The sequence below is a fragment of the Methylophilus sp. 42 genome (assembly GCF_000384155.1).
Taxonomy (GTDB): Bacteria; Pseudomonadota; Gammaproteobacteria; order Burkholderiales; family Methylophilaceae; genus Methylophilus.
In genome coordinates, this window is record NZ_KB913031.1 from 267,337 (window position 1) to 278,983 (window position 11,647).

Here is an 11,647-nt window from a genome sequence, read left to right on the forward strand (position 1 = left end):
TTATAACTTCTTCGGGCGGGTCAGCTCGCCAAACCAGATAATCATGAATTGCCACAATATCAGGTCGGAAACCACGGGCAGGCTGTAGGTCCAGTCCGGCAGTTCGCCGCCAGCAAACAGTTTGAGCAGTAAAATCAGCCCGCGTTGTACCCCAAACAGGAATATCACGTACAAATACAGTTGCCAGCGGTTAAATAGCACCAGGCGCCGTTGGTAAATCAGGCCCAGAAAAGCGGTGATGGCAAATGTCAGCGCGTGTTGGCCCAGCAGGCTGCCAGTGGATAAGTCGACCAGTAACCCGGCAAACCAGACCCAGCCGATATTGCAGTGATACGGGGCTTGTAGCACCCAGTAAATCATGATCACCAGCAAAAAGTCAGGGCGGATAATGACACCGGTGTTAGACCAAGGGTAGAGCTGGAATATCAGCCCGACCAACATGGTGAACAGGAAAGTGCTGAATTTTACCGGTTTCATGGATGCTCCGGCGCGGCAGGGGCCGTGGTGTTTTCAGGCGCAGGGGCTGCACCCGGGGTGGCTGCAGCGGCGCCAGGCTCGGTGCTGGGGGAGTCCAGCACAGGTGTTTCGGTCGCCGGGTGCGGGTCAACCGCGGCATTATTTTTTTGCAGTACTTCAACTACCGATTGATCCAGATGCTGTGCGTTGTTGCGTGGCAACACCGGTTTGTTTTCGCTGGATGGGTTAATGGCGGGTGACTCAGGTACTTTGAGGATCAGCACATGCTTGTGGTTATTCACGCCAGCAATCGGGCGGCTGATGATTTTGGCAAAAGGCGAATCCTGGCTTTGCTTGATCTGGGTGACCACGGCGACGGCTAAGCCCGCAGGGTAGACGCCATCAATGCCGGATGTGACCAGCTTGTCGCCCACTTTAATATCCACACTAGTCGGCAGGTAGGGAATGTCCAGCGTGTTGCGCTTGCCTTCGCCAAAGGCAATCGCGCGCAACTGGTTGCGCTCAATCTGAATGGGAATCGACAGCTTCTTGTCGGTAATCAGCGTCACTTCGCTGGTAAAGGTATAGACGCGTGTAATTTGCCCGACTACGCCTTGTTCATCGACTACGGCTTGGCCAGGCGTGATGTGATGGCGGCTGCCACGGTTGAGTGTGATGATGTTGCTGAACGGATCACGACCCATGTGCAATACTTCGCCCAGGGTGGCCTGCGGAATAATGGGTGCATCGCCCGCCAGCAGCGTGCGTAAATGTGCATTTTCAGCATCCACGGTCGCCAGGCGCTGCAAGGCGGCATTGTCTATCAGTGACTGCTGCTTGAGTTTGAAATTGTCTTGAATCAGCTGGTTGTGTGAGGTGAAGTAGGTGTTGATGTTGCGGCCCCACTCATTAGGTGCGCTGGCCAGCACTTCCAGGGGGTGCAAGGCGGTGCTGAACCATTGCCTGACCTGGCTCAGGTAGTCAAAGCGCGCGTCCACCGCCATCATGACCAGTGACAGCGTGCAAAAAAACATCAGGCGTGAGAAAGGCTTGGGTCCCTGGATAAAAAAAGCCGGGGACTCCTGCGGATCAAGCTGTTGGTGTATGCCTTTTAGCATAATCGGGTGCGCGCCATCGTTGCCCCGAATTATTCGCTAGCAAAAACGTTGCCCAGCTTGTCCATTTCTTCCAGTGCGCGACCACAGCCGCGTGCGACGCAAGTCAGCGGGTCTTCCGCCACGATCACTGGCAAACCAGTTTCTTCCACCAGCAGGCGATCCAGGTCACGCAGCAGGGCGCCACCACCGGTCAATACCATGCCTTTTTCGGCAATGTCGGCACCCAGTTCTGGTGGGGTTTGTTCCAGGGCAGATTTCACCGCACCAACGATAGAGTTTAATGGTTCGGTCAGGGCTTCCAGGATTTCGTTGCTGGAGATGGTGAATTTACGTGGCAAGCCTTCTGCCAGGTTGCGGCCAGTGACTTCCATTTCCAACACTTCAGAACCCGGGAAGGCGGAGCCGATTCTTTTCTTGATCGCTTCAGCGGTTGGTTCGGAAATTTGCATGCCGTAGTTGCGGCGGATGTAGTCAATAATCGCCTGGTCAAATTTGTCGCCACCGACACGCTCAGACTTGGCGTACACGATGCCGCCCAGTGAAATCACGCCGACTTCAGTTGTACCACCGCCGATATCCACCACCATAGAGCCTGTTGCTTCAGCCACTGGCATATCGGCGCCAATCGCGGCAGCCATGGGTTCTTCAATCAAAAACACTTGTTTGGCACCGGCGCGCTCGGCGGATTCTTTAATCGCGCGACGCTCAACCTGGGTGGAGCCTACCGGCACACAGATAATAATGCGTGGGCTAGGGGAGAACCAGCGGGATTCGTGTACTTTACGGATAAAAAACTTGAGCATTTGCTCGGTGATGGTGAAGTCGGCAATCACGCCATCCTTCATCGGGCGGATGGCCTGGATGTTGGCTGGCGCACGGCCCAGCATGCTTTTCGCATCTGAACCGACGGCCAGTAACACCTTTTTGCCATTGGGGCCGCCTTCGGTACGAATCGCCACCACCGACGGTTCATCCAGAACGACGCCTTTACCACGCACGTAGATCAAGGTGTTGGCGGTGCCAAGGTCAATGGCAAGGTCATTGGAGAAGTAGCTGTTGAGTGAACCGAACATGTTTTATCCTGTGAAGTTTCCGACTTTAGAACTGCTCGCTAAGTGCGGCATAAAATCAAGGTATAATAGCGCAAAACGCACATGAAATTAAGATGTGCTTTCAAAATCTTACAGACAATTAACCAGAACATGGCACTGAATCTAGATGATATCAAGCGTATCGCTCATCTGGCCCGTATTGAGGTCAGCGAGAGTGAAGCGCAGGAAACCCTGAACAAGCTATCCGGCATCCTCGGTTTGATCGAGCAAATGCAGGCGGTCGACACCACAGGCATTGTCCCTATGTCGCACTCGCAAGACGTGACGCAGCGCCTGCGTGAAGACGTGGTCACCAAAACGAACCAGCGCGAGCTGTTCCAGTCTATTGCCCCGGCAACACAGGATGGTCTGTACCTGGTGCCAAGAGTTATCGAATAACAGCGGTTTTCTACGCGATTTTACGGTTCTTATTATGATTAACAGCAGTCTCAAGCAGCTGGGCCAGCAGTTGGCCAGCAAACAAGTATCCAGTGTCGAGCTGACGCAAGCCTATTTGCAGCGCATGACGCAGCTCAATCCGACCATTAATGCCTACGTCACCATAGACGAGGATAAAACGCTGGCGCAGGCCAAGGCAGCTGATGCCCGCATTGCAACTGGTGATTTCGGCCCGCTGACCGGAATCCCGCTGGCGCAAAAAGACATTTTCTGTGCCAAAGGCTGGCGCACCACCTGTAGCTCAAAAATGCTGGAGACCTTTATCTCTCCGTATGATGCACATGTCATCAGCCAGTTCGATGCTGCAGGCGCTGTGAACCTGGGTAAAACCAATATGGACGAGTTCGCCATGGGCTCCTCTAACGAAACCAGCTATTTTGGTGGCGTGAAAAACCCGTGGGACTTTGACCGTGTGCCGGGCGGTAGCTCGGGCGGTTCTGCCGCCGCGGTGGCCGCACGTTTGTGTGCCGCTGCGACGGGCACCGATACCGGCGGCTCCATCCGCCAGCCGGCCTCTTTGTGCGGTTTTACTGGCCTCAAGCCCACCTATGGCTTGGTGTCGCGTTACGGCATGATTGCGTTCGCGTCTTCACTGGACCAAGCGGGCCCGATGGCCAAATCCGCCGAAGACTGTGCACTCATGCTGAATGTCATGGCGGGGTTTGATGAGCGTGACTCCACCAGCGTCAATCGTGAAAAAGAAGACTACACCCGCGGCCTGGCTGCCCTGACCGGCGAGCAGCCACTCAAAGGTTTGCGCATAGGCCTGCCTAAAGAATACTTTGCCGAAGGCCTGAGTGCTGATGTGGCCAAGGTCATCGAAACCGCTATTGCCGAATACAAAAAACTGGGCGCCGAAATCATAGAAGTCAGTTTGCCTAATAACAATCTGTCGATTCCGGTGTATTACGTGCTAGCTCCGGCAGAAGCCTCGAGTAACCTGTCACGCTTTGACGGTGTACGTTATGGCCACCGTGCTGCCGAATACAACGACCTGATGGACATGTACATGAAGTCACGTGCCGAAGGCTTTGGTGCCGAGGTCAAACGCCGTATCCTGATTGGTACGTATGTATTAAGTGCCGGTTATTACGATGCTTACTATCTCAAAGCACAGCAAATTCGCCGTCTGATTGCGCAAGATTTTGTCGAAGCGTTTAAGCACTGTGATGTGATCATGGGGCCAGCTGCCCCTTCGACAGCCTTTAAGGCCGGAGAGAAGACCAGTGACCCGGTCGCCATGTACCTCGAAGATCTGTATACCATCGCTGTTAACCTGGCCGGTTTGCCAGGCATGAGTATTCCAGCCGGTTTTGCGGCTAACTCAGAAGGTAAGTCCTTGCCAGTAGGCTTGCAGATTATCGGTAATTATTTTGATGAGGCGCGCATGCTGGAGATCGGCCACGCTTATCAACAAGTGACAGACTGGCACACACGTATGCCGGAGGGAATTTAAATGCAGTGGGAAGTCGTCATCGGGTTGGAAACTCATACTCAGTTACAAACTAAATCTAAACAGTTTAGCGGCGCTTCGACCACCTATGGTGCTGCGCCAAATACGCAGGCTTGCGAAGTGAGCATTGCTTTACCCGGTGTATTGCCGGTACTGAATAAAGAAGCCGTCGAATGTGCCATTAAGTTTGGCCTGGCGATTGATGCCGAGATGGCACCACGCAGTGTGTTCTCCCGCAAGAATTACTTTTATCCGGATTTGCCTAAAGGCTACCAGATCAGCCAGTTTGAGTTGCCGGTGGTCGGTAAAGGCAAAATCACCATCCAGGTGCCTGCGACTAAAAGTACCGAAGCCTACGAAAAGGTCATTAATATCACGCGTGCGCATCTGGAAGAAGATGCCGGTAAATCGGTGCATGATGCAGTTGAAGGCATGTCCGGCATAGACCTCAACCGTGCAGGGACGCCGTTGCTGGAAATTGTGACTGAGCCAGATATGCGCAGCGCAGCGGAAGCGGTGGCTTATGCCAAGAAATTGCATGAACTGGTGCAATGGATAGGTATCTGTGACGGCAACATGCAAGAAGGTAGTTTCCGTTGTGATGTCAACGTCTCGGTGCGTCCAAAAGGCACTGAGAAATTAGGTACCCGTCGCGAAATCAAGAACCTCAATTCGTTCAAGTTTATGCAGCAGGCAATCGAGTACGAGACACAATGGCAAATTGAGACGCTGGAAGATGGCGGCACCATTCAGCAGGCAACCGTGCTGTTTAATCCGGATACGGGTGAAACGCGTGCCATGCGTAGCAAGGAAGAAGCCAACGATTACCGCTACTTCCCAGACCCTGACTTATTGCCGCTGGAAGTCACCGAAGCAGATAAGGCACGTGTGAAGGCCGAGATGCCTGAACTACCGCAAGCCTTGCAAGCGCGCTTCAGCAGTGAATACCAACTCTCCAGTTATGATGCCAGCACGCTCACTGCTTCACGCAGTCTGGCCGATTATTTCGTTGCTGTGGTCAATGCTGGTGCTGAGCCTAAACAGGCCGCTAACTGGGTGATGGGCGCATTGTCAGCCAAGCTGAATGCCGAAGAAAAAGCCATTGCTGATAGCCCGCTGTCTGCTGTGCAGCTGGCCGCTTTACTTAAGCGTATTGCTGATAACACTATCTCTAACAATGCCGCCAAACAGGTGTTTGAAGGTTTGTGGGCTGGTGAGGGCGAAGTGGATGCCATTATTGAGGCCAAGGGTCTCAAACAGGTCTCTGATACTGGCGCCATTGAAGCGATTATCAATGAAGTATTGGCCGCTAACCAGGCGATGGTGGATGAATACAAAGCCGGTAAAGAAAAAGCTTTTAATGCGCTTGTCGGCCAGTGTATGAAAGCCTCCAAAGGCAAGGCCAATCCCGCCCAGGTCAACGAACTGCTTAAGGCTAAACTGGGCTAAAGCGGATTATCCTGCTGTGGTATGGCAGGATAATATGGACGGACCTTATTCTTCTTCAAGCCAGTTGTTATTAATGGCAATCAAATCTGGCAGGCACTGCAACATGGCGTCGACGACAGCCGGGTCAAAGTGCTTGCCACGATTGGCTTCAATTTCTGCAATGGCATCTTCCACAGGCCAGGCCTCTTTGTAGGGGCGCTTGTTGAGTAAGGCATCAAATACGTCAGCCACCGCCACAATGCGAGCCTCCACCGGAATAGCCTCCCCTTTTAAGCCGAACGGATAACCGCTGCCATCCCACTTTTCATGGTGGTAAAGGGCGACGGAGTGTGCCAGCTTGATCAGGGGGGATGTGGAGTTATCGAGGATTTTTGCACCCATTTCCGGGTGCTTCCGCATTAAATCCAGCTCTTCATCGTTCAATTTTCCTGGTTTGAGCAATACATGGTCAGGAATGCCAATTTTGCCGATGTCATGCATGGGCGCGGCATGGATCAATTGTTCGGAGAAATGCGGATCCATACCCATTTGCAAGGCCAGCCTGCCAGACACATGACTCATGCGCATGACATGCATGCCGGTTTCATTATCCTTGAACTCGGCAGCGCGGCCTAAACGCTGGATCAGCTCCAAGTGGGTGCGTTTCAGTTCATCGATATGCACTAGTGATAAGTGCGTTTTGACGCGCGCTCGCACCAGGGCAGGTGAAATCGGTTTATTGATGTAATCCACACCGCCAGCAGCAAAGCCTTCAGATTCGTCCGCCTCTTCCGCCAATGCGGTGACAAAAATGACCGGGATGGTGTTGGTTTCCGGGTCGCTTTTGAGCTGTCTACAGACTTCGAAGCCAGTCATGCCTGGCATCATCACATCCAGCAAAATCAGGCCGGGTCTTTCTTTTTTGACCAACTCCAATGCGTCCATACCATTTTTGGCAAAACTCAAACGGTAATTGTCCTGTAGCACCTGCTTCAACACTTTAAGGTTAAGTGGTTCATCGTCAACAATCAGAATTTTTGCTTGTTGCGCGGTGTTGTCCATCATGAGGAAGTCTCCTGGGTCTGGATTGCCAGTAGCTGGTCAATATGCACGGTCGCTTGCTCAAAGTCAAAGTCATTCAATAACTGCGCAATGGTATTCAAGGCCTGGCGCCACGCCGCAGGGGCGTGCTGAACGAGTTTACTGACGAGCGCATCATCCAGCTCATTCATGACGATCAGTGTACGTAGTTCTTGCAGCCAGCCTAATAGTTGCGCGGCTGGTAGTTGAGTCTCATGCGTAGAGGCGGTCACTGCCTGCTGCAATAGCAAGGGCGTGATGGACGCATGCAGTGACTGTACGTGTGTTTGCAACTGAGTCACCAGTGCAGGGCAGGTGTGCCACTGATCCTCGCTCACTTGTTCCAGTGCGTGATAGCTGTCCTGAATATTGCTTAGGGCGAGATTGGCGCTGACACCTTTATTGGCATGCGCGAGCTGCTTCACCGTGGCGTAATCCTGCGTTGCGATTGCTTGCTTAAGGGTAGTGATGTGTTTACGTGACTCTTGTACATAAACATTGATTTCATGCAGGTAGGTTTGCTGGTCACCCCACAACTGGATGCCTTTTTTCAGATCGAAATGCGCCGTTACGGGCGGCGATGGGGTGGTGTCGGTGGCCATTGCCACAGGTTCCAGTTGTAATACACGCTGAATTTCTGCTAGTAATAATGGCAGTTCAATCGGTTTGGAGGCAAAGCCATCCATGCCTGCTTCGGCGGCGGCTACCCGGTCCTGATCAAGCACGCTGGCTGTCAGCGCAATAATCGGCGTTCTGGCCCTGCCGGATTGTTGCTCTAATGCGCGTATATGCATACTGGCGCTGAGGCCGTCCATGACAGGCATTTGGACATCCATCAAAATCACGTCGTACGGCTGGGTTTGCCAGGCGTCGACGACTTCCTGGCCATTGCTGGCCAGTGTGAGTTGATGGCCTTGTTTTTCCAGCACAATGTTTAATAGCCTGCGGTTTTGCTCAATATCATCTGCAGCCAGAATTTTCAGTGCGGGCAAGGTCAATGCTAACGCATTATTTTGTGCTGAGTTTTCTGGCGCGCGGCCTTCTGTGAGCGGCAAAATCACTGAAAAACAGCTGCCGTTGCCAATTTTGCTGCTGGCGGTAATGCGGCCGCCCATTAACTCTACCAATTGTTTGCTAATGGTGGTGCCCAGTCCGGTGCCACCGAAGCGGCGGCTCATTGAAGCATCCGCTTGGGTAAATGGCTCAAAAATCACGTCCAGCCGGTTTGCATCAATGCCGATGCCAGTATCAATGATGTCAAATTGCACTTCGTCTTGCGGTGTCAGGTGCACGTTGAGTTCAACATGACCTTTTTCGGTAAATTTAATAGCATTGCCCAGCAGATTGGTGAGTACCTGGCGAATGCGATGCTCGGCGCCGATATAGTAACCAGCGGTTTCCGGGGCCAAATTCAATTGCAAGTCCAGCTGTTTTTTGCGCGCCTGTAACCAGAGGGATGAGATCAGGCTATCTACCATTTCGCGCATGGAGAAATCCAGCATCTCCAGCTCCAGCATGCCTTTTTCCAGTTTGGCACTGTCTAAAATATCGTTGAGCAAATGCAGCAGAGACTTGGCTGACTGGCTGATGGTGGATAAATAGTTGCGCTGTTCCGGTTGCATGGCGGTATCCAGCAGCAATTCGCTGAAGCCGATAATGGAATTCATCGGTGTGCGAATCTCATGACTCATATTGGCCAGAAACGTACTTTTTGCATTAGCCGCTTGTTCAGCGGTTTCTTTTGCCTGGCGCATTTCCTGTTCCATTTGCTTGCGCTCACTGATGTCCATCATAAACATCAGCACTTTAATCACTTTGCCATCGACATCGCGAATCGGGCTGTATGAGGCGTTGATCCAAACCGTTTTGCCCGCTTTGCCATAACGCAAAAACTCGCCATGCACGAACTCACCCTGGCGCAAGGATGACCATTTTTTCTTGTAGGTGTCGGTCAGGGCAAAATCGGGCGGGCAAAAAATGGAGTGATGGCGGCCTTCGATGTCGTCGGCCTGGTAGCCAAGCAGGTCAAGGAAGTTCTGGTTGGCGGAAATCACAAAGCCATCGATAGTAAATTCGGCCACACTGGTGGAGTAATTGATCGCGTTGACGATGCCTTCGAATTCGGCATTTTTCTGTTTGGACTCGGTGATGTCCAGCAATACGCCATCCATGGCATATGGCATGCCGTCTTTATTTAGCAGCGGGGAAGCGAATGCGGATACCCATTTTTCACTACCGTTGCGATCCGTGATCCTGAACTCCACTTCAAAGCTTTCAAGCTTGGCAATGGCTTTTGCCGCAATCGGGCGCACACGTGCAATATCGTCAGGATGCATCAAGGGCGAAAAGCGTAATTGTCCGCTGAGAAAGTCCTGCGCTGGCCAGCCTGTCATCTGTAGCACGGCGTCGCTGATCAGTTGTATGCTCCAGTCGCCCGCCAGGCTGACGCGAAAGGTCACACCTGGGATATTGTTCATCATCGATTGAATCTGCTGATCTTTTTGTCGCACAGACTCTTCAATAGCTTTGCGCAGGCTGAGGTCGGTGATGAAGCCCACGTATAAGGTTTCATTGGCAAGCTTGACTTCACCAATCGCCAGCCGGATCGGAAAGGTTGAGCCATCTTTGCGCATGGCATCCAGATCGCGGCCTTCGCCCATGATTTTTGCCTGGCCCGTTGCCTGGTAATTTTTCAGGTAATAAAGGTGATTGGAGCTGTCCGGTTCTGGCATCAGCAGGGAAATATTTTTGCCTTTCATTTCTGCTTTGGTCCAGCCGAACAGTTTTTCGACGGCGTCATTGCAGGCGATCATTTCGCCGGTGGTATTGATGGTGACGATACCGTCTACGGCTGTATCCAGAATGGTCGACAAGCGTGTTTCACTGGCCTGTATGGTCGCCAGCATTTGCCGGTAGCGTATCAGGGCGTTAATCGCCGTGGCGATGATGCTGATGAGGATAGTGACCAGCGTAATGCCTAGCGCCATGGTGATGGATTGGTTGTCATCCGGGTTAAAGCCGGGTTTCGCTTCGCCCAGAAAGCGCGCAGACGCCATACCGGTATAGTGCATGGCGGTGATGGCGCTGCCCATGAGTACGCCGCCCAGGATGATGCTCACTTTGGGCGGGATTTTACCTTTCTGGTTTAAAAAGATGCCTGTCCACAGGGACAGCGTGGATAAAGCAACCGCTACCACAACAGACACCAGTACCCATACCAGATCAAACTTGAGCACAGGCTCCATGCGCATGGCGAGCATGCCGATGTAATGCATGGCACCAATGCCTGCACCGACGGCAAATCCGCCTTTGATCAGTTTGCGATAATCAATCTGGTTTTCAGACATCAGGCTCAGGGCATAGTGTGATGCCAGAATGCCTGGCATCATAGAGACCAGGGTCGCATCGGGATAATAGGAAACAGGCGTGCAGATTTGATAGGCCAGCATGCCGATAAAATGCATGGCCCAGATGCCGGCACCTAATGATACTGAGCTGGCTATAATCGAAAACCGGCGTGAAACCACAGACGTCTGTTTTTGTGACAGGCGCGTTAATTGCAGGGCCAGAATAGAGGAGCCGATGGCGACCACGGCCGATAACACCACCAGCCAATCATCATAGCTGCCATAGAGCAGGGCGGTTGGAGAGCCTGCTCTGAAAAAGAAAATACCGTACCAATCCATGCTTGATTTGCCTTGTGAGTCCCTGTTTGACTACTTCCCACGTATAGTCTAGCGGGTACAGCTCTGCAGTAAATGGCGGAATAATTGCAGGTTCGGTGCTTAGTTTTTTAAATTACTGCTCGTTTTGATTGATATTGCGATCAGCCTGATTGAAAAACCCTGCCGAAGCAGGGTTTTTTGGCGCAAAGCAATTCATGCTAGTGCGTGCAAAGCGCGTGGCAAATCAACTGGTAGCAAATGGTCATAAAACCGACGGTGGTGATGACGAAGCTGATGGCGGAAAATACTTTCCACTTGGTTTTGCTCCAGAAGTCCGGGTCAAACGCCGCAATCACAAACACGGTCGGGTTGGTAAAGCCACCAATCGCCACGCAGACACAGGCAAAATAGTGCAACTCAACGCCCGCCGCTTTGGCCGCCCCAAAAAATCCCAGGTTAAACAAGGCCATCAAGGCATAGTCAACGTGGGCGCGTATCATGGTTTTGTAGTCGACCAGAAAATCGCCATCTATGCCTTTGATGGGAAACCAGCGCGCGAATGTCATCAACCATGCTGACAAAATTAAAGCGGTAGTACAGGCCACGGCCCCTATGAGTAAAGCTTCCATTATGATCTCTCCTGAGTTCCTGATTGAAATAAATCCCGTATGTTTTTGTAGTCGGGTGCTGTGATTGTAGACAGGTCTGTCTGTTTGTCAATGGCAGGCAGTTGCAAAACTTTGTTTTACTTGCGTTATCAAGCGTTTTCACGCACAATCCGTCCGTTGCTAGGGGTCTGTACATCCTTGATTTATTCCAGGTTTTGCAGTGAGAGTTACCCTTCGAACCTGATGTGGTTAATACCACCGTAGGGAATGCAAACCTTCACATGCATCC

General features: G+C 52.2%; 9 protein-coding genes and 1 riboswitch. Of the genes, 3 read left to right on the forward strand and 6 right to left on the reverse strand.

The genetic code is table 11. The features are described 5' to 3' along the window. From mreD to MET42_RS0101245, 3 genes are read right to left on the reverse strand one after another with little or no spacing between them, the layout of a single operon-like run. Nucleotides 1-477 (reverse strand): rod shape-determining protein MreD, encoded by a 477-nt coding sequence (gene mreD, locus MET42_RS0101235; protein ID WP_019880875.1) that lies wholly within the window; start codon nucleotides 475-477, stop codon nucleotides 1-3. Further along, a complete protein-coding gene (mreC, locus tag MET42_RS0101240) occupies nucleotides 474-1,574 on the reverse strand; it encodes a rod shape-determining protein MreC (RefSeq protein WP_019880876.1) in 1,101 nt (366 codons plus the stop codon). Before mreC ends, mreD begins: the two co-directional genes overlap by 4 nt. 29 nt (nucleotides 1,575-1,603) lie before the next feature. Beyond that, nucleotides 1,604-2,647, reverse strand: a complete 1,044-nt coding sequence (locus tag MET42_RS0101245) for a rod shape-determining protein (protein WP_018985380.1) — start codon at nucleotides 2,645-2,647, stop codon at nucleotides 1,604-1,606. Between the two features lie 129 nt (nucleotides 2,648-2,776). Between MET42_RS0101245 and gatC the strand changes: the two genes are divergently transcribed. The 3 genes from gatC to gatB are packed head-to-tail and all read left to right on the forward strand — an operon-like array spanning nucleotide 2,777 to nucleotide 6,026. Further along, nucleotides 2,777-3,064 (forward strand): Asp-tRNA(Asn)/Glu-tRNA(Gln) amidotransferase subunit GatC, encoded by a 288-nt coding sequence (gatC, locus tag MET42_RS0101250; protein WP_024930282.1) that lies wholly within the window; start codon nucleotides 2,777-2,779, stop codon nucleotides 3,062-3,064. A 34-nt stretch (nucleotides 3,065-3,098) separates the two neighbouring features. Beyond that, a complete protein-coding gene (gene gatA, locus MET42_RS0101255; RefSeq protein ID WP_019880878.1) occupies nucleotides 3,099-4,580 on the forward strand; it encodes an Asp-tRNA(Asn)/Glu-tRNA(Gln) amidotransferase subunit GatA in 1,482 nt (493 codons plus the stop codon). Further along, entirely contained in the window at nucleotides 4,581-6,026 is a 1,446-nt protein-coding gene (gene gatB, locus MET42_RS0101260; RefSeq protein ID WP_019880880.1) for an Asp-tRNA(Asn)/Glu-tRNA(Gln) amidotransferase subunit GatB, read from the forward strand. A gap of 45 nt (nucleotides 6,027-6,071) precedes the next feature. On the opposite strand, the gene MET42_RS0101265 is transcribed toward gatB, so the two are convergent. From MET42_RS0101265 to MET42_RS0101275, 3 genes are all read right to left on the reverse strand, one after another. Further along, nucleotides 6,072-7,070, reverse strand: coding sequence for a two-component system response regulator (locus MET42_RS0101265; RefSeq protein ID WP_019880881.1), 999 nt, complete (start codon nucleotides 7,068-7,070; stop codon nucleotides 6,072-6,074). Then, on the reverse strand, nucleotides 7,067-10,771 hold the full coding sequence (locus tag MET42_RS0101270; protein ID WP_019880882.1) for a PAS domain S-box protein: 3,705 nt from the start codon (nucleotides 10,769-10,771) through the stop codon (nucleotides 7,067-7,069). The genes MET42_RS0101265 and MET42_RS0101270 overlap by 4 nt, the downstream gene beginning before the upstream one ends. 197 nt (nucleotides 10,772-10,968) lie before the next feature. After that, on the reverse strand, nucleotides 10,969-11,379 hold the full coding sequence (locus MET42_RS0101275) for a hypothetical protein (protein WP_019880883.1): 411 nt from the start codon (nucleotides 11,377-11,379) through the stop codon (nucleotides 10,969-10,971). 151 nt (nucleotides 11,380-11,530) lie between these two features. Next, a riboswitch (TPP riboswitch) is annotated at nucleotides 11,531-11,643 on the forward strand. Nucleotides 11,644-11,647 lie beyond the last annotated feature (4 nt).

Excerpts from the sequence above, each read along its gene's own strand:
- mreD (WP_019880875.1), bottom strand. The coding sequence starts at position 477 with ATGAAACCGGTAAAATTCAGCACTTTCCTGTTCACCATGTTGGTCGGG.
- mreC (WP_019880876.1), bottom strand. The coding sequence starts at position 1,574 with ATGCTAAAAGGCATACACCAACAGCTTGATCCGCAGGAGTCCCCGGCT.
- MET42_RS0101245 (WP_018985380.1), bottom strand. The coding sequence starts at position 2,647 with ATGTTCGGTTCACTCAACAGCTACTTCTCCAATGACCTTGCCATTGAC.
- gatC (WP_024930282.1), top strand. The coding sequence starts at position 2,777 with ATGGCACTGAATCTAGATGATATCAAGCGTATCGCTCATCTGGCCCGT.
- gatA (WP_019880878.1), top strand. The coding sequence starts at position 3,099 with ATGATTAACAGCAGTCTCAAGCAGCTGGGCCAGCAGTTGGCCAGCAAA.
- gatB (WP_019880880.1), top strand. The coding sequence starts at position 4,581 with ATGCAGTGGGAAGTCGTCATCGGGTTGGAAACTCATACTCAGTTACAA.
- MET42_RS0101265 (WP_019880881.1), bottom strand. The coding sequence starts at position 7,070 with ATGATGGACAACACCGCGCAACAAGCAAAAATTCTGATTGTTGACGAT.
- MET42_RS0101270 (WP_019880882.1), bottom strand. The coding sequence starts at position 10,771 with ATGGATTGGTACGGTATTTTCTTTTTCAGAGCAGGCTCTCCAACCGCC.
- MET42_RS0101275 (WP_019880883.1), bottom strand. The coding sequence starts at position 11,379 with ATGGAAGCTTTACTCATAGGGGCCGTGGCCTGTACTACCGCTTTAATT.